Source organism: Xanthobacter luteus (assembly GCF_040049235.1).
Classification (GTDB): Bacteria; Pseudomonadota; Alphaproteobacteria; order Rhizobiales; family Xanthobacteraceae; genus Xanthobacter.
In genome coordinates, this window is record NZ_JBDZDO010000001.1 from 419933 (window position 1) to 437573 (window position 17641).

A 17641-nucleotide genomic window follows, 5' to 3' on the forward strand; every position below is an offset into this window, starting at 1 on the left:
GCCATGGACGTGCTCATCAACAATGGCTGGCTGCTGCTGCGCGGCGCCTCGCTCACCTTGTGGATGTCGGCCGCCAGCATCGGCATCGCCGCCACGCTCGGCCTCGCCTTCGCGCTGGTCCAGGTGTTCGCGGCCTGGCCGCTGCGCGCGCTGGTGGAGGTCTACCTGTTCGTCATGCGCGGCGTGCCGCTGCTGGTGCTGCTGTTCGGCATGTATTACGCCCTGCCCTATGCCGGCATGGACATCGACCCCGCCACCGGCGGCATCCTCGTCATCTCGCTCTACTTCGCCGCCTTCATGAGCGAGGTGTTCCGCGGCGCCATCCTGGCCGTGCCGCGGGTGCAATGGGATGCCGGGCGCGCGCTCGGCATGCACGGCAGCGCGCTCATGACCAACGTGGTGCTGCCGCAGGCGGTGCGCACCGCCGGCCCGCCCTTCATCAACACCTGCATCATGATCGTGAAGGGCACCTCGCTGGTCTCCATCATCGGCCTGTGGGACCTGACCCAGATCGGCCGCCAGATCGTCGAGCGCACGCTCGCGCCGTTCTCCGTCTTCGGCGGCGTGGCGCTGATCTATTTCTTCATCTGCTTCGCCCTGTCGCTCGTCGGCCGGCATCTGGAGAGGCGCTTCGGCTATGTCCATTGACCCGCCCGCCGCCGGCGCGCGCCCGGCCATCGAGATCGACGGCCTGTCCAAATGGTTCGGCCAGCACGTGGTGCTCGACCGCGTCACCACCCGCATCGCCAGCGGCGAGGCGGTGGTGGTGATCGGCCCGAGCGGCTCGGGCAAGACCACGCTGCTGCGCTGCATCAACCTGCTGGAGGAGTTCCAGGAGGGCGAGATCCGCATCAACGGCGCGCCGATCGGCTACGCCGTGGGCCCCGACGGTCAGCGCCGGCGCAAGCCGGAGCGCGAGGTCGCCGCCATGCGCGCCCAGCTCGGCATGGTGTTCCAGAGCTTCAACCTGTTCCCGCACATGAGCGTGCTGCGCAACGTCTGCGTCGCGCCGATCAAGATCCAGGGCGCGCGCCGCGACGAGGCGGAAGCGCGGGCGGTGGAACTGCTCGACCGCGTCGGGCTCAAGGACAAGGTGGACGCTTTTCCCGCGCGCCTGTCGGGCGGCCAGCAGCAGCGCGTCGCCATCGCCCGCGCCCTCGCCATGCGCCCCAAGGCGATGCTGTTCGACGAGGCGACCTCGGCGCTTGATCCCGAGCTGGTGGGCGAGGTGCTCGCCGTGATGCACCAGCTCGCGCTCGACGGCATGACCATGGTGGTCGTCACCCACGAGATGCAGTTCGCCCGCGAGGTCGCCGACCGCGTGGTGTTCATGGCCGAAGGCCGGATCCTCGAGGAGGGTCCGCCCGAGGCGCTGTTCGAGGCCCCCAAGTCCGACCGGCTGCAGGCATTCCTCAAGCGCACCCGCGCGGGATACCTGCCGTGAACGCCCCCCGCGCCGGCACCGGCGCCCACCGCGCGCTGTGGGCGGAGATCGACCTCGACGCGGTGGCGCACAATTTCCGCGCCCTGCGGGGCGCCCTCGCCCCGGGCGTCGCTCTGCACGCCTGCCTCAAGGGCGACGCCTATGGCTGCGGCATCGCGGCGGTCGCGCCGCTGCTGGCGCGCGCGGGCGCGACCCATTTCGCCGTCGGCAACATCGCCGACGCGCGCGCCATTCGCGCCTGCGGCCTCGGGCAGCCGGTGCTGCTGCTCTATCCCAACGTGCTGCCCGGCGCGGCGGCGGAAGTGGCGGCCGAGGTGGCGGCCTTGGACCTCACCATCACGCTCCAGGGCGCCGACGAGGCGCGCGCCTGGGCCGCGGCCGCGCGCCGCCCCGTTCCGGCGTTCGTGAAGATCGACATGGGCGCGTTCCGCGGCGGCGTGATGCCGGAGGCGGCGGGCGAGCTGGCGGCGGCGATCGGCGCCGCGGGCTGCTTCGACATCGCCGGCGCCTACGGCCACCTGCATCTGCCCGAGCCGACCGGCATGGACGCCCAGGCGCGCTGGCAGCTCGGCCGCTTCCTGGCCGGCGTCGCGGCGCTCGAGGCCGCCGGCGTTCCGGTGCCCGTGCGCATGGTGTCCGGCACCGCGGCGGCGCTTCAGTTTCCCGAGATGGACCTCGATGCGGTGGATCCCGGCCGCTTCCTCGTCGGCCTCGGCGTTCCCGGCGCCACGCGCGCGCTCGGCCTCAGGCCCGCGCTCCATGCGCTGAAGGCCGCCTTGCTCGCGGTGAAGGCGGTGCGGCGCACAGATCGCGGCGGCTTCGAGGGGCCCTTCCCCATGACGCGGGACATGCGCATCGGCCTCATCCCCTTCGGCTGGTCGGACGGGTGCCCGCGCCCGCTGCCGCCCGGCATGACCGCGCTGGTGCGCGGCCGGCGCGTGCCGCTCCTCGGCCCGACCCATTTCGAGCATCTGCGCGTCGACCTCACCGAGGTTCCGGAGGCGACGTTCGGCGACGAGGTGGTGCTCATCGGCCGCCAAGGCGACGAGGAGATCCCGCTCGAGGAGGCCGCCCGCACGTGGGGCCTCGTTCCGCTCCAGCTCATGGGCGACCTGCGCACCCGCATCCCCCGCCTCTATCGCGGCGGCGCCTGAGCGCGCCGCCGCCCCACACGCCTTCGAACAAGAGCCCACGAGGAGAAGACATGTCCCACGAGAACCCGAGCCCACGCGCGGCACCGGCGGGCGGCCCGCTGGCGGGGCTGCGCGTGATCGACGCGGGCACCATGATCGCCGGCCCGCTGGGGGCGACGCTGCTCGCCGACTTCGGCGCCGACGTGATCAAGATCGAGCAGCCGGGCGCCGGCGACCCGATGCGCGAATGGACCCCCATCAAGGACGGCAAGTCGCTGTGGTGGAAGGTGATCGGCCGCAACAAGCGGCTCATCACGCTCACCCTCTCGCGCCCCGAGGGGCAGGAGATCTTCAAGCGCCTGGTCGCCGAGGCGGACGTGGTGATCGAGAACTTCCGCCCCGGCACGTTCGAGAAATGGGGGCTCGGCTACCAGGCGCTCGCCGCCATCAACCCGCGCCTGGTGCTGGTGCGCGTCTCCGGCTTCGGCCAGACCGGGCCCTACAGCACCCGCGGCGGCTACGGCACCATCGCCGAATCCTTCTCGGGCATCCCCTCCTTCACCGGCTTCCCGGACAAGCCGCCGACCCTGCCCGGCTTCCCACTGGCCGATTCCACCGCCGCCACCTTCGCCGCCATGGCCGCCATGTTCGCCATCTACCGGCGCGACCACGGCGACGGCACCGGCCAGGAGGTGGACGTGAGCCTGTTCGAGCCGCTGTTCCGCCTCGCCGAGGCGCAGGTGATCGGCTTCGACCAGTTGGGCATCGTCAAGCCGCGCCAGGGCAACCGGCTGGCGGAGGATTCCCCGCGCAACACCTATGCCACAAAGGACGGACGCTGGATCGGCATCTCCGCCAGCTCGCAGAAGACCTTCGAGCGCCTCGCCCGCGCCATCGGCCAGCCGGAGATGATCACCGACCCGCGCTTCGCCAGCAACGCCAAAAGGTGCGAGCACGCGGACTATCTCGACGACCTGATCACCCGGTGGTTCATCGCGCGCGACGCCGCCGAGATCATGGCGATCTTCGAGCGGGCGGACGTGGTGGCGGGGCTCGTCTACGACATCCGCGACATCGTCGCCGACCCGCATTATGCGGCGCGCGAGGCGATCGTCGACGTGCCCGACGCCGATTTCGGCACCGTGCGCATGCAGGGGGCGATCCCGAAGTTCCGCGGCACGCCGGGCGCGGTGCGCTTCACCGGCGGCCCGGTGGGCGCCGACACCGCGGCGGTGCTCGAGGGCGAGCTCGGCCTCTCGGCGGACGCCTGCGCGCGCCTGCGCGCCGACGGCATCATCTAGAGCGGGAGAGGCCCATGCCAGATCATTCCTGCGCCAGCGCGCGCATCGTCGGCGTCGGCCAGACGCCCTACGAGAAGCGCTCGGACAAGGCGATCCAGCGCCTGATCTTCGAGGCGGCGGACGCGGCCTTGACGTCCGCCGGCCTCGCCATGCGGCAGGTGGACGGCATCGCCCTCACCTGCTTCATCCTGCCGCCCGACAACGTGACCACGGTGGCGGAGCATTTCGGCATCGAGGCGCGCTTCCTGTTCCAGGGGGTCTATGGCGGCGCCTCCAGCATCATCGGCATGATGCACGCCGCCCGCGCGATCCGCGACGGCGACGCCGAGGTGGTGCTGTGCGTGGCGGCGGATTCCTTCGACGTCGCCTCCCACAACCAGACGCTGGACAATTTCAACGGCTCGGTGCGGGACTACATGTCGCCGTTCGGATTCGGCGGGGCCAACGGCATGTTCGCCCTCCACACCCGGCTCTACATGGAGCGCAACGGCGCGCGGCGCGAGGACTTCGGCAAGCTCGCCATCTCCCAGCGCGAGAACGCGCTGCAGAACCCCAACGCCCTGTTCAAGGTGCCGCTCACCCTGGACGACTATCTCAACGCGCGGCAGATCGCCGACCCGCTGCGCCTCTACGACTGCGTCCTGCCCTGCGTCGGCGCGGACTGCGTGGTGATGGTCTCCGAGAAGCTCGCGCGCACGCTGCCCGGTCCCAAGGTGCGGATCGCCGCCGGCGGCGAGTATCACAATTTTCCCGCCGAGGACGTCTATTCGCTGAGCGCCGGCTGGGAGGGCTTGTCCGGCCGCATGTACGAGCGCGCCGGCCTGGGTCCGAAGGACATGCACTTCGCCCAGCTCTATGACGACTATCCGGTGATGGAGTTCATCCAGCTCGAGGGGCTGCAGATCAGCCCCAAGGGCCGCACCCACGAATGGATCCGCGCCCACGACGTGACCTATCGCGGCGATTTCCCCATCAATACCGGCGGCGGCCAGCTCTCCGCCGGGCAGGCGGGGGCCGCGGGCGGCATGATCGGCGTCGTCGAGGCCGTCACCCAGCTGCGCGGCGAGGCCGGCGCGCGCCAGGTGGACTGCCGGCGCGGCCTGGTCTCCGGCTACGGCATGGTGGCCTATGGCCGCGGGCTCTCCACCAGCGCCGCCATCCTCGAACGGGTCGATTGAGGGCATCGTCATGAGCAGCACGCAAGCGGTCGCGCAGCCGGCCGGACAGCCGGCAGGCAACCCGGCAAAGCCGGCACCGCGCCTCTCCGCCATCAACCGCCCCTTCTGGCAGGCCTGCAACGACGAGCGCCTGATGCTCCAGCGCTGCGCCGCTCCCCAATGCCGCCGGTTCGTGTTCTATCCGCGCGCCTGCTGCCCCCATTGCGGCGGCGGCGCGCTGACCTGGGAGCAGGCTTCGGGAGCGGGCACGGTGACCACCTTCACCGTGGTGCACCGGCCCCATCACGAGAGCTTCTATGCCGAGGCGCCGTTCGTGTTCGCGGCGGTGACGCTCGACGAGGGGGTGCTCATCTACACCCGGATCGAATGCGATCCCGAGGCGGTGGACGATCTGATCGGGACGCCGGTGGAGGTGGTGTTCCGCGCTTTGTCGCCGACCCAGAAGGCGCCCTACTTCCGGCCCGCGGCGCGCTAGAGCCGCGCCATCGGCTGGCATCGCAAACCGATCGGAAAACGCGCGCTCCTTCTTGAAGCCGGCGCGCGGTTCACCGCGCCGCGGGATTGAGTTCGCGCGGATCCCGCTCTTGCGGTCGAAGGGGCTTCACCGCCGCCATCTACCCGCTTGACTGGAGCATCCGAAGCCGGGCAGCGTCCACGGGACCTCCGGCCGCGCCGGAGATCGACGACCCACGGGATGCAGCGCCGGCAAAGGGGATCGGGGGCATGCAGGCCAAGCGCGTCACGTTTCGGGCCCCGGTCACGCCCTATCTGCTGCTGGCGCCCCAGCTTGCGGTGACCGCGGTGTTCTTCCTGTGGCCGGCGGGGCAGGCGCTCTATTCCTCGCTGTTCTCAGAAGACCCGTTCGGGCTCTCGCGCACCTTCGTCGGGCTCGCCAATTTCACGGCGCTGTTTGCCGATCCCTCCTATCTCCAGACGATCCTGATCACGCTCGTCTTCTCGGCCAGCGTGACCGCGCTCGGCATGGCTGCCGGCCTGCTGCTCGCGGCGGCCGCCGACGCGCTCGGCGAGCATGGCGGCGCCTACGGCCCGCTGCTGGTGTGGCCCTATGCGGTGGCGCCGGCGGTGGCCGGCATCCTGTGGCTGTTCATGTTCGACCCCTCGGTCGGGACGCTCGCCCGCGCGCTGAAGGCGGCGGGGGTCTCCTGGAACCACTTCCTCGACGGCGAGCAGGCGCTGCTGATGGTGATCCTGGCCGCCAGCTGGAAACAGGTGAGCTACAATTTCCTGTTCTTCTATGCCGGGCTGAAGGCGATCCCGGCGGGCGTCATGGAGGCCGCGGCGCTCGACGGGGCGGGGCGGCGCGCCCGCTTCCGCTTCGTGGTGCTGCCGCTCCTCGCCCCCACCAGCTTCTTCCTGCTGGTGGTGAACCTGACCTACGCCTTCTTCGAAACCTTCGGCGTCATCCACGCCACCACCGGCGGCGGGCCGGGCCAGGCCACCACCATCCTGGTCTACAAGGTGTTCCGCGACGGCTTCGACGCGCTGGCGCTCGGCTCCTCCGCCGCCCAGTCGGTGGTGCTGCTCGCCATCGTGGTGGCGCTCACCGCGCTCCAGTTCCGCCACATCGAGCGCAAGGTCGCCTATTGATGGCCGGCCGCGACCTGATCCCCCGCCTGCTCGCCCACGTCGCCCTGATCTGCGGCATCGCGATCATGGTGCTGCCGGTCTACCTCGCCTTCGTCGCCTCGACCCATGCGGGCGCCGACTTCCTGTCCGGCCGGGTCGGCCTCCTGCCCGGCCCGCTGCTGGTGGAGAACTACCGCACCATCCTGCTGACCGGCGCCAGCACCTCCGGCATCCCCCCGGTCGCGCCCATGCTGCTGAACAGCTTCGTGATGGCGACGATGATCGCGGTGGGCAAGATCGCCATCTCGCTGCTCTCGGCGTTCGCCGTCACCTATTTCCGCTTCCCGTTCCGGGTCGCCGCGTTCTGGATCATCTTCGTGACGCTGATGCTGCCGGTGGAGGTGCGCATCCTGCCCACGTTCCAGGTGATCTCCGATTTGTCGATGCTGAACTCCTACTGGGGCCTCACCGTGCCGCTGATCGCCAGCGCCACCGCCACCTTCCTGTTCCGCCAGGTGTTCATGACGGTGCCGGACGAGCTGACGGAGGCGGCGCTGATCGACGGCGCCACCCCCATGCGCTTCTTCTGGTGGGTGCTGCTGCCGCTGTCGCGCACCAACATCGCGGCGCTGTTCGTGATCCTGTTCCTCTATGGCTGGAACCAGTATCTGTGGCCGCTCCTGGTCACCACCGACACCGACTACTACACCATCGTCATGGGCATCCAGCGGCTCGCCCGGGCCGCCGTGGATGCCGATCCGGTGTGGCACCTGGTGATGGCCACCGCCGTCCTGGCCATGCTGCCGCCGGTGCTGGTGATCGTGGCGATGCAGCGTTTGTTCGTGCGCGGCCTCACCGAGACCGAGAAATAGCGCCCACCCGCCCTTGCGCCTTCAGGCCGTCTGCGGCTGGTTCTCGCCGACGCCGGGCTGGGCGACGGGCGCGGCCGGCGCCTCCGCGCCAGGCGGGTCGAGCGCCGCGCGGCCGTGCACCAGGTCGTTGACGAAGCCGAGCTTGGTGACCACCGCCGGGGTCAGCACGAAGGGATAGGCGTCCGCCATGCCGAGGCAGCGGTTGAGGCTGTTGAGCGCCACCGTGAGCGGCAGCCAGTCGTCGATCAGCTGCTCGATGGCGCAGGCGTTGTAGGGATTGATCTCCACCGAGGTCTGGAGGGCGCCGGTCTTGTCCAGGCGGGGGCGCACCTTCATGCCGAAGGCGCGGGCCATCTCCAGCGTGTCGACGATGTGGACATAGTGCTTGAAGGTCTCGGCGAAGTCCTCCCAGGGGTGTGAGGTGGCATAGGCCGAGACGAAGTGGGCCTGCCAGTCGGGCGCCGCGCCGTTGGCATAATGGGCGTTGAGCGCGGCGCCGTAGTCGGCGCGCTCGTCCCCGAACACGGCGCGGAACGCCTCCAGATGGTTCTGGTCGCGCACCAGCCGGTTCCAGTAATAGTGCCCCACCTCGTGGCGGAAGTGGCCGAGCAGAGTGCGGTAGGGCTCGCCGAGGTCGGTGCGCCGCCGCTCGCGCTCCACGTCGTCGGCCTCGGCGAGGGCGATGGTGATCACCCCCTCGTCGTGCCCGGTCATCACCCGCGGGGTCTCCGGCGCGTCCGGGCGGTCGGCGAGGAAGTCGAAGCACAGGCCGCCCCGGCGGTCCTCGGGGTTCTCCAGCGGCAAACCGAGGCGCAGCAGCGAATAGATCAGGCGGTGCTTGGCGCGCTCGATCCGGAGCCACTTCTCGACGTTCACCGGCACCGTGAGGTCCGGCACCATGCGGTTGTGGCGGCAGGCGCGGCAGAATTCCCCCTCCTGCTCCTCCGGCAGCAGCCAGTTGCAGGCGTCGAGCGCGACGTTGGCGCAGAAGCGGTAGCGCCGGCCGTCGCTCAGCGAGCGCACGATGCCCTCCTCGGGCTCCGGCTCGACCGCGCTCAGATCGTTCACCTCGGGCAGATAGCCAAGCAGGTGCCCACACCGCGTGCAGGTGCGGTTCTCGAAGTGGATGAGCTGCCCGCAGGCCTCGCATTGAAACAGGCGCATGGTCGGTTCTGACTCCAGCTTGCGTCCGCACAAAGCCCGAACCGTCCGGCCGGTTCCATCTTCGGCGTCGCCCCTGGCCGATCCGGAGTCCGCTGCGCGCAGACGTGAACGGCGGCGGCTCCCCATCGGCAGAAAATTCGCTCGCATTCGACCAAAGTCTATTGCCTAGGTCGACCCTCGTGTCGTCTTCTGCATACCGTAGACGGGGGCGCCGTGCGCCAACACCGCGGATTAATTCCCGCCGCCCCCGCGCAGGGAGGAAACCGTGACCCAGGATACGAGCACGAACCATCGTGCGCGCCCGACCCGGCGTGCAATTCTCGCGGGTGCCGCCGCGGCCGGTGCGGCCACTGTCGCCGCGCCCGCCGTCCATGCCCAGGCATCCATCAAGCTGAAGTTTCAGTCCACCTGGCCGAACAAGGACATCTTCCACGAATATGCGGCGGATTTCGTCCGCTACGTCAACACCATGGCAGGCGGGCGCGTGGAGCTGGAGCTGCTCGCCGCCGGCGCGGTGGTCCCCGCCTTCCAGGTGGCGGACGCGGTGTCCACCGGGATCATCGACGGCGGCCACGGCGTCTCCGCCTACTGGTACGGCAAGAACAAGGCGTTCTCGCTGTTCGGCACCGCCCCCGCCTTCGGCTGGCAGGCGGACGAGCTTCTGGGCTGGATCCGCTATGGTGGCGGCCAGGCGCTCTATGACGAGCTGGTGCAGGGCGTCCTCAAGCTCAACGTCGTAGGCCTGCTCACCGGGCCGATGCCGTGCCAGCCGCTCGGCTGGTTCAAGAGCGAGATCACCAATGCCGATCAGCTCAAGGGCCTGAAATACCGCACCGTCGGCCTCGCCGCCGACCTCAGCAAAGAGATGGGCATCGCGGTGACCATCCTGCCCGGTGGCGAGATCGTCCCCGCCATGGACCGCGGCCTGATCGACGGCGCCGAGTTCAACAATCCGTCCTCGGACCTGGTGCTCGGCTTCCCCGACGTGTCCAAGGTCTACATGGTGCGCAGCTACCATCAGGCGCTGGAATGCTTCGAGGTGCTGTTCAACAAGACCAAGTTCGACGGCCTGCCGAAGGATGTCCAGGCGATCATCCGCGGCGCCGCGGACGCCGCCTCGTCCGACATGATGTGGAAGGCGCAGGACCGCTATTCCAAGGACCTCGAGGTTCTGAAGTCGCGCGGCGTGAAGGTGATGCCCACGCCGACGCCGGTGCTCCAGGCCCAGCTCAACGCCTGGGACAAGGTGATCGCCACCCTCTCCGCGGATCCCTTCTTCAAGAAGGTGATCGACAGCCAGATGGCCTGGGCGAAGCGAGTCGTCGGCTACCGCCTCGAAATCGAGCCGGACAGCGTCATGGCCTACAACCACTTCTTCAAGAAGGCCTGAGGCCGGAGGCCGGCGCCTGCCGGCCCCCGCGGCCGGATCGAAACGTTTCGACCCGCCCGCGCGGCGCCCTCCGGGGGCCGCGCGGGGCAGCCGGAGGGCTCGGTGGCGGACCGATGCCGGGCGCTCCCCGTCTCCGACCACCGCCCGAAGGCCGCCCGCAATGGCGGCCTTGCGCCGTCATAATGATCCTTCACCAAAACAGAACAAGACCTTCCCGAGGGAATCCCGCGTATGCAACGCTTCCTTCTCGCCGTTGACACGCTGAACACATTTATCGGCAAGCTGTTCGCCTGGACGATCGTGATCCTCACGCTGGCGATCTGCTACGAGGTGTTCTGCCGCTACGTCCTGCGTGCGCCCACCACCTGGGCCTACGATGCCTCCTACATGCTGTACGGCACGCTGTTCATGATGGCCGGCGCCTATACCCTGGCGCGCAACGGGCACGTGCGCGGCGACTTCCTCTATCGCGCCTGGTCGGTGAAACGGCAGGCGCTGGTGGATCTGGTCTTATATTTTCTATTCTTCTTTCCGGGCATCATCGCCCTCATCTATTCAGGCTGGCAGTATTTCTATCTCTCCTTTTTGCTCAACGAGCATTCGTCCTTCTCGCCCGACGGGCCGATGATCTGGCCGTTCAAGGGCCTCATCCCGCTCACCGGGGTGCTCATGTTCCTCCAAGGGGTGGTCGAGGTGATCCGCTGCACCATCGCGCTCAGGACCGGCCAATGGCCGGAGCGCCTCCACGACGTGGAGGAGATGGAGAAGATGATCCTCGAGGAAGCCGCCAACAAGTCTGACGCCGAGGCCATCGGCCGGGGGAGCCTGTGATGTTTCTGTCGGATCCCGCCCTCGGCATCCTGATGCTGGTGCTGTTCATCGTCTTCCTGATGCTCGGATTTCCCATCGCCTTCACGCTCATGGCGCTGGGGGTGGGCTTCGGCTATGTGACGCGCGGCGACACCGTGTTCCAGCTCTTCGTCCAGCGCACCTATTCGGTGATGGCCAACGACGTGCTGATCTCCATCCCGCTGTTCCTGTTCATGGGATACGTGGTCGAGCGCGCCAACATCCTCGACCGGCTGTTCCGCTCGATCCAGCTCGCCGCGGGCTGGGTGCCGGGCTCGCTGGCGGTCGCCACGCTGGTCACCTGCGCCATGTTCGCCACCGCCACCGGCATCGTCGGCGCGGTGGTGACGCTGATGGGCCTGCTCGCCTTCCCGGCGATGCTGCGCGCCGGCTACGACACCCGCCTCGCGGCGGGCGTGGTGTGCGCCGGCGGCTGCCTCGGCATCCTCATCCCGCCGAGCGTGATGCTCATCCTCTATGGCGCCACCGCGGGCGTGTCGGTGGTCAAGCTCTATGCCGCCGCCTTCATCCCCGGTCTGATGCTGGCCGGCCTCTACACGGCCTATGTGATCGCCATCGCCATGATCTATCCGAGCCGGGCGCCGAAGCTGCCGCCGCAGGAGCGGGCCGGCTCGGTGTTCGAGGTCGTGTGGGCGCTCGCCACGTCCTTCTTCCCTTTGGCGGTGCTGATCTCGGCGGTGCTCGGGGCGATCGTGTTCGGCCTCGCCACCCCCTCCGAGGCGGCGGCGGTGGGCGCGCTCGGCTCGGTGATCCTGGCGGTGGCCTATCGCAGCTTCTCGCTGGACAAATTGAAGGAGAGCGTGTTCCTCACCGCCCGCGCCTCGGCCATGGTGTGCTGGCTGTTCGTGGGCTCGGCGGTGTTCTCGGCCGTGTTCGCTTTGCTGGGCGGCCAGCAGGTGGTGGAGAACTTCGTCCTCTCGCTCAACCTCGGACCGGTCGGCTTCCTGCTGCTCACCCAGGCCATCATCTTCGTCCTCGGCTGGCCGCTGGAATGGACCGAGATCATCGTCATCTTCCTGCCCATCTTCCTGCCGCTGCTGGATAATTTCGGCATCGACCCGATCTTCTTCGGGGTCCTGGTGGGCCTGAACCTGCAGACCTCCTTCCTCTCGCCGCCGGTGGCGATGGCGCCCTTCTATCTGAAGGGCGTCGCCCCCAAGCACGTCTCCATCGACGAGATCTTCTCCGGCGTGATGCCGTTCCTCGCCATCGTCATCCTCTCCATGGCGCTGCTCTACCTCTTCCCGGACATCGCGCTGTGGCTGCCGAAGGCGCTGTACGGATAAGGCCGCGACCGGCGTGACGATGCTCCGGGGGTGGCGTCGGCCGGGGGGCGCGGGCAATATGGCGGCATGAGCGCCTTCCCCGTTTTCACCATCGGCTATGAGGGCACGACGCCGTCGGCCTTCGCCGCGGCGCTCGCGGGGGCGCAGGTCGACCTCCTGATCGACGTGCGGGCGGTGGCGGCCTCGCGCCGCCCCGGCTTCTCCAAGGGCGCGCTGTCCGCGAGCGTGAACGGCGCGGGCATCGGCTACGTGCATCTGCGCGCGCTCGGCACCCCCAAGGAGGGGCGCCTGGCGGCACGCTCCGGCGACAGAGCGGGCCTCACGCGCATCTATGGCGCGCACCTTCAGACCGACCCCGCCCAGGCGGCGCTCGCGGAGCTCGCGGACCTCGCCCGCGGCCGCCGCGTCTGCCTGCTGTGCTTCGAGCGCCATGTGGAGGGCTGCCACCGCCTGATGCTGGCCGACTGGCTGTGCGTCCGGATCGAGACCGAGGCCGAGCACCTGATGCCGGCGCCGTTCTAGGGCGCGCGCCGGTTCAGCGCGCCGGCGCGGGCGCGGTCCTGCGGGCCGCCGCGCGCGCGGCGGCGAGCAGCTCGGGCGTGTCCACGTCGAGGAAGGCGGCCGGGCCCTCGGCCTCGACCTCCGCCACCGCGGCGGCGTTGGCGGCGAGCACCTGGCGCGCGCCCGTGTCGCCTTCGATGGCGCAGAGCTCGGGAAAATAGCGCCGCGACCACAGCACCGGATGGCCGCGCGCCCCGTCCGCCACCGGCACCACGATCAGCCGGCCCGCGACGCCGGAATGGGCGGCGATCAGCCGGTCGATGAGGCGCGGCGCCACCAGCGGCATGTCGCCGAGCACCACCAGCGCCCCCGCCGCCGTCGGCGGCACCGCGGCGATGCCGACGCGCAGCGAGGCGGCCATGCCGCTGGCGAAGTCATCATTGTGGGCGAAGGCGACGGGAAGGCCGGAGAGCGCGCGCTCCACCCGCTCGCGCTCGAAGCCGGTGACGACGACCACCGGCCGGGCGCGCGAGCCGAGCGCCGCCTCCACCACCCGGCGGATCACCGGCACGCCGTCCACCTCCTCCAGCAGCTTGTTGGCGCCGCCCATGCGGGTGCTGCGGCCCGCCGCCAGCACCACCGCGGCGAAGCCCTCGCCCGCCTCCATGGGCTCGGCGCGCGGCTGGGGCCGCGACACGATCTCCTTCAGCAGCCCGCCCGCGCCCATGCGGGCGATGTCGGCGCTCTCCACCGGCAGGCCGGCGAGCAGGCGCATGAGCACGAAGTCGAAGCCGTTCTCCTTGGGGCTGCGGGCGCAGCCGGGGGCGCCCAGCACCGGCACCGCGCCAAGGCGCCCCAGCAAGAGCAGGTTGCCCGGGTCCACCGGCATGCCGAGGCGCAGCACGGCGCCGCCCGCCGCCGCGATGGCGGCCGGGATCACGTCGCGCCGGTCGGCGATGGCGGAGGCGCCGAACACCACGATCAGCTCCGCCCCCGCGCCCGCCGCCGCCGCGACCGCATCGGCGAGCGCCGCGCTTTCGTGCGGCACGCGCACGTCCGCCGTCACCTCGGCGCCCGCCGGCGCGAGCCGCGCGCGGGTGATGGCGAGGGTCTTGTCGATCACCTTCTCCTGCAGGCCCGGCAGGCGGGTGGAGATCACCGCCACCCGGCGCCGCACGAACGGCGCCACCTTGACCCGCGCGCCCGCGGCGGCGGCGGCCGCGACCTGCGCCGCCTGCACGGCGAAGGGGATGATCTTCACCGTCGCCACCATCTCGCCCTCGGCCACCGGCTGAAGGGCGGGGAGCGTCGCCAGCGTGACCGCCTCGTCCACCGCGTTGAAGGCGTCGATGCCGGCGGCGTCCACCTGGAGCACGCCGGCCTGAAGCGCATGCAAATTGGCGCGGCCGGTGAAGGGCCCGTCGACGCGAACCCCCGTGCCCGCCACCGCGGCGGCAAGGCGCGCGGCGGCCTCGTCCTCGGTGAGCTCGTCCGCCTCGGGCTGCGCGGCGACCACAGTGGCGATCCCGGCGGCGCCGAGCGCCGCGATCTCGGCTGGGCCGATGCGCGTGCCCTTGCGGATCACGGTGCCGGCGATGCGCACCGAATGGGCGGCGATGGCGCCCTCGGCCTCGGCGAGCGGGATCGGGCCGAACCTCACGGCCGCGCTCCCGGCGCCGAGGGCCGGCGCCAGGCGGCGATCACCTGGGCGAGGATCGCGACGGCGATCTCCTCGGGGCTCGCGGCGCCGATGTCGAGGCCGATGGGGGCGGCGATGGTGCCGATCAGGTCCGCGCCGAAGCCCTGCGCGGCGAGCCGCTCGACGCGCTTGGCGTGGGTGCGCCTGGAGCCGAGGGCGCCGACATAGAAGCAGCCGGCGGCGAGCGCCGCGGCGATCGCCGGGTCGTCGAGCTTGGGGTCGTGGGTGAGCGCGACCAGCGCCGTGAACGGATCGAGCCGGTAGGCGGGCAGCGCCACGTCCGGCCAGTCGGCGAGGATCGGCACGCCGGGAAAGCGCGCCGCGTTCGCGAACGCGGTGCGCGGGTCCAGGATGGTGACGTCGTAGCCCACCATGCGCGCCATGGGCGCCAGCGCCTGGGAGATGTGCACCGCCCCCGCCACCAGCAGGCGCGGCGGCGGCACATGGACGGTGAGGAAGGCGCGGCTCTCCCCCTCCCCCACCATGACGCTGCGGCCCGCGGCGAGCGCGGTGGCAAGCGCGGCCGCGCGCGGGTCGGCGGCGACGTGCTCGGCGGTGACGAGCCGCGCCGCGCCGCTCTCGAGTTCGGTGACGAGGACGCAGGCGCGGCGCGCCGCGCGCTCGGCATTGAGCGCCGCAAGAAGATCGAGCCGCATGTTGCGTGCCTTTCCGCGGGCCGCCTAGGCGACCGGCTCCACATAGACGCAGATGCGTCCGCCGCAGGACAGGCCGACCCGCCAGGCGGTCTCGTCGGCGACGCCGAACTCCAGCATCTTGGGCTTGCCGGTGGCGATCACCGCGCCGGCCTCGGTCACCACCGCCCCCTCGACGCAGCCGCCCGAGACCGAGCCGAGGAAGTTGCCGTCCGCGTCGATCACCAGATGGCTGCCCACCGGGCGCGGCGCCGAGCCCCAGGTCTCCATCACGGTGGCGAGCGCCACCTTGCGGCCGTTCCGGCGCCAGGCCTCGGCGGCGGCGAGCACGTCATTGTCCTGCGCCTCGATGGTTCCGGGCGGCGCGGCTCCGGGCTGCAGTTGATGCGTCGTCATGTGTCCCTCCCGCGCCGCGGCCGAGCCCGTCGCGCATTGGCCATGATATCCTCGATCCTATATAGGTGCGCCCGCCGACCTTCTCCTGCAAGCCAACCTTTTTCGCGAGGGGACCTGCGTTTTCGTCATGGCCGTCCACCCATTGCCCCGCTTTGCCGACGACGCCCGCCGCACCTTGCGCACCGCGGCGGACCTGGTCGCCGCAGGCCTTGCCGCGCCGCAGGCCGAGGCGGCGCTCGCAACCGTGGCGGCGCGCTATGCGGTGGCGGTCCCGCCGGCGCTGCAGGACCTGATCGGCGGCGGCGCGGACGATCCCGTCGCGCGCCAGTTCGTGCCCGACCCGGCGGAGCTGGAAAGCCTCCCGCAGGAGCGCGCCGACCCCATCGGCGACCACGCTTATTCCCCGGTGCCCGGCCTCGTGCACCGCTACCCGGACCGGGTGCTGCTGAAGGCGGTGAGCGTGTGCGCGGTCTATTGCCGCTTCTGCTTCCGCCGCGAGATGGTGGGGCCCAATGCCGCCGAGGCGCTCGGCCCGGAGGGGCTGGAGCAGGCGCTCGCTTACATCGCCGGCCATCCCGAGATCTGGGAGGTGATCCTCACCGGGGGCGATCCCTTCATGCTGGCGCCGCGCCGCATGGCCGAGCTTTCCGGCCGCATCGCCGCCGTCGACCATGTGAAGGTGCTGCGCTTCCACACCCGGGTGCCGATCGCCGCGCCGGAGCGGGTGACGCCGGCGCTCGTTTCCGCGCTGAAGGCCAAGGGCGCGACCGCCTATGTGGCGATCCACGTCAACCACGCGCGCGAGCTCGCCGCGCCGGCGCGGGCGGCGATCGCGCTGCTGGCGGATGCCGGCATCCCGCTCCTGTCGCAGACCGTCCTGCTCAAGGGTGTGAACGACGATGCCGGCACGCTCGCGGACCTGTTCCGCGCGCTCGTGGAATGCCGGGTGAAGCCCTATTACCTGCACCATCCGGACCTCGCGCCGGGCACCGCCCATTTCCGCCTCGGCGTGGCCGAGGGCCAGGCGATCATGCGCGCGCTGCGCGGCCGGCTCTCCGGCATCGCACTGCCGACCTACGTGCTCGACATTCCCGGCGGCGCCGGCAAGGTGCCGCTCACGCCCTCTTATGTGGAAGCGGACGGCGAGCGGTTCGCGGTGCGCGACCATTGCGGCGGGCTCCACGCCTATCCGCCGGAGGGGTGAGGCGCGTTCCGCCCCGGCCGGCGGCGTGATATGGCCGGTCGAACCACGAGACGCGCGAGGAGCCTGCCGATGGACCCGACGCCGGGAGCCCTTCCCCGCCTGAAGCAGCCGGGACCCGAGGCCGCAGAGCGCATCGAGTGCGCAGTCGGCGCGGCGCGGCACCTCGACTTCACCCTCGCGCCCGGGCTCACCCTCAATGCCGCCATCGCCGGGCCGCTGCTGGAGGCGGGCTTCTCGGCGGCGCAGGTGGAGCTGTCCGGCGGCGCTTTTGGCCCCTTCACCTATGTGATGCCGGCCGGCGCCCAGGATGCCGAGCACGCGGCCTGGTACAGCGCGCCCTTCACGCCGCAGGGCACGACGCGGCTCGAGGCCGGCAACCTCACCTTCGGGCGCAAGGACGGCGCGCCCTTCATCCATTGCCACGCCTTCTGGACGGAGCCCGACGGCGCGCGCCGGGGCGGCCATGTGATGCCCCACGAGGCGGTGGTGGCGGCGCCCATCGCCGCGCGCGCCTTCGGCACCGCAGACGTCGCGCTGACGGCGGATTTCGACGCCGAGACCAACTTCACCCTGTTCACGCCGCACCAGGCGAAGGCGGCGGCGCCGGGACGGCGCATCGCGTTCGCACGGGTGCGGCCCAACACCGACATCTGTGGCGCGCTGGAGGATGTGTGCCGCCGGCACGGCTTTGCGGCGGGCCGGGTGCGCGGCAGCGTCGGCAGCCTGATCGGCGCGCGCTTCTCAGATCGCGGGCCGGTGGCGGACTATGCGACCGAGGTGTTCGCGCGCCATGGCGTCGTCGTCCCGGACGGCGCGGGCCTTGCGGCGCGGCTCGACATCGCCCTCGTGGGCATGAGCGGCGTGCTGGCGGAGGGCCGGCTTTTGTCCGGCGCGAACCCGGTGTGCATCACCTTCGAGGTGGCGATCGAGGAGGCCGCGCCCGGCGAGGTGTGAGGCGCGCGA

Annotated in this window: 18 protein-coding genes; 14 read left to right on the top strand and 4 right to left on the bottom strand. The window is 70.8% G+C overall.

The window, feature by feature from the left end; translation table 11 throughout:
- The first annotated feature begins 3 nt into the window (after positions 1-3).
- The 8 genes from ABLE88_RS02115 (at position 4) to ugpE (ending at position 7515) form a co-directional block, all read left to right on the top strand.
- Positions 4-648 (top strand): amino acid ABC transporter permease, encoded by a 645-nt coding sequence (locus ABLE88_RS02115; RefSeq protein ID WP_348829747.1) that lies wholly within the window; start codon positions 4-6, stop codon positions 646-648.
- Positions 638-1444, top strand: a complete 807-nt coding sequence (locus ABLE88_RS02120) for an amino acid ABC transporter ATP-binding protein (RefSeq protein ID WP_348829749.1) — start codon at positions 638-640, stop codon at positions 1442-1444. The genes ABLE88_RS02115 and ABLE88_RS02120 overlap by 11 nt, the downstream gene beginning before the upstream one ends.
- Positions 1441-2598 (top strand): alanine racemase, encoded by a 1158-nt coding sequence (alr, locus tag ABLE88_RS02125; RefSeq protein WP_348829751.1) that lies wholly within the window; start codon positions 1441-1443, stop codon positions 2596-2598. Before ABLE88_RS02120 ends, alr begins: the two co-directional genes overlap by 4 nt.
- 50 nt (positions 2599-2648) lie before the next feature.
- Positions 2649-3878 (top strand): CaiB/BaiF CoA transferase family protein, encoded by a 1230-nt coding sequence (locus ABLE88_RS02130; RefSeq protein WP_348829752.1) that lies wholly within the window; start codon positions 2649-2651, stop codon positions 3876-3878.
- Positions 3879-3892: 14 nt separating this feature from the next.
- Entirely contained in the window at positions 3893-5056 is a 1164-nt protein-coding gene (locus ABLE88_RS02135; protein WP_348829754.1) for a thiolase family protein, read from the top strand.
- A 10-nt stretch (positions 5057-5066) separates the two neighbouring features.
- The gene (locus tag ABLE88_RS02140; protein WP_348829755.1) at positions 5067-5531 is read left to right on the top strand and encodes a Zn-ribbon domain-containing OB-fold protein; all 465 of its coding nucleotides are present in this window, start codon (positions 5067-5069) and stop codon (positions 5529-5531) included.
- A gap of 248 nt (positions 5532-5779) precedes the next feature.
- The gene (ugpA, locus tag ABLE88_RS02145) at positions 5780-6664 is read left to right on the top strand and encodes a sn-glycerol-3-phosphate ABC transporter permease UgpA (RefSeq protein WP_348829756.1); all 885 of its coding nucleotides are present in this window, start codon (positions 5780-5782) and stop codon (positions 6662-6664) included.
- The gene (ugpE, locus tag ABLE88_RS02150; protein ID WP_348829757.1) at positions 6664-7515 is read left to right on the top strand and encodes a sn-glycerol-3-phosphate ABC transporter permease UgpE; all 852 of its coding nucleotides are present in this window, start codon (positions 6664-6666) and stop codon (positions 7513-7515) included. The genes ugpA and ugpE overlap by 1 nt, the downstream gene beginning before the upstream one ends.
- Positions 7516-7536: 21 nt before the next feature.
- Here the strand turns inward: ugpE and ABLE88_RS02155 are convergent, their stop codons facing one another.
- Positions 7537-8679, bottom strand: coding sequence for a zinc-binding metallopeptidase family protein (locus ABLE88_RS02155; protein WP_348829759.1), 1143 nt, complete (start codon positions 8677-8679; stop codon positions 7537-7539).
- 265 nt (positions 8680-8944) lie between these two features.
- On the opposite strand from ABLE88_RS02155, the gene ABLE88_RS02160 reads away from it, so the two are divergent.
- The 4 genes from ABLE88_RS02160 to ABLE88_RS02175 all read left to right on the top strand — a co-directional run bounded on the left by ABLE88_RS02160 (position 8945) and on the right by ABLE88_RS02175 (position 12747).
- A complete protein-coding gene (locus ABLE88_RS02160; protein ID WP_348829761.1) occupies positions 8945-10069 on the top strand; it encodes a TRAP transporter substrate-binding protein in 1125 nt (374 codons plus the stop codon).
- A 231-nt stretch (positions 10070-10300) separates the two neighbouring features.
- Positions 10301-10900: a TRAP transporter small permease subunit gene (locus ABLE88_RS02165; protein ID WP_348829763.1), complete on the top strand. Its 600-nt coding sequence runs from the start codon at positions 10301-10303 to the stop codon at positions 10898-10900.
- The gene (locus tag ABLE88_RS02170) at positions 10900-12225 is read left to right on the top strand and encodes a TRAP transporter large permease (protein ID WP_348829765.1); all 1326 of its coding nucleotides are present in this window, start codon (positions 10900-10902) and stop codon (positions 12223-12225) included. The genes ABLE88_RS02165 and ABLE88_RS02170 overlap by 1 nt, the downstream gene beginning before the upstream one ends.
- Before the next feature lie 66 nt (positions 12226-12291).
- Positions 12292-12747: a DUF488 domain-containing protein gene (locus tag ABLE88_RS02175; RefSeq protein ID WP_348829766.1), complete on the top strand. Its 456-nt coding sequence runs from the start codon at positions 12292-12294 to the stop codon at positions 12745-12747.
- A gap of 13 nt (positions 12748-12760) precedes the next feature.
- Here ABLE88_RS02175 and ABLE88_RS02180 read toward each other — a convergent pair whose 3' ends face one another.
- The 3 genes from ABLE88_RS02180 to ABLE88_RS02190 are packed head-to-tail and all read right to left on the bottom strand — an operon-like array spanning position 12761 to position 15474.
- Positions 12761-14386, bottom strand: coding sequence for an NTP transferase domain-containing protein (locus ABLE88_RS02180; protein WP_348829767.1), 1626 nt, complete (start codon positions 14384-14386; stop codon positions 12761-12763).
- Complete coding sequence (locus ABLE88_RS02185) at positions 14383-15081, bottom strand: XdhC family protein (RefSeq protein ID WP_348829768.1); 699 nt, start codon at positions 15079-15081, stop codon at positions 14383-14385. The genes ABLE88_RS02180 and ABLE88_RS02185 overlap by 4 nt, the downstream gene beginning before the upstream one ends.
- Positions 15082-15105: 24 nt before the next feature.
- Positions 15106-15474, bottom strand: a complete 369-nt coding sequence (locus tag ABLE88_RS02190) for an XdhC family protein (protein ID WP_510182836.1) — start codon at positions 15472-15474, stop codon at positions 15106-15108.
- A gap of 127 nt (positions 15475-15601) precedes the next feature.
- On the opposite strand from ABLE88_RS02190, the gene ABLE88_RS02195 reads away from it, so the two are divergent.
- Together ABLE88_RS02195 and ABLE88_RS02200 are read left to right on the top strand one after the other, a co-directional pair.
- Positions 15602-16678: a lysine-2,3-aminomutase-like protein gene (locus ABLE88_RS02195; RefSeq protein WP_348829769.1), complete on the top strand. Its 1077-nt coding sequence runs from the start codon at positions 15602-15604 to the stop codon at positions 16676-16678.
- 69 nt (positions 16679-16747) lie between these two features.
- Entirely contained in the window at positions 16748-17632 is an 885-nt protein-coding gene (locus tag ABLE88_RS02200; protein WP_348829771.1) for a PCC domain-containing protein, read from the top strand.
- Positions 17633-17641 lie beyond the last annotated feature (9 nt).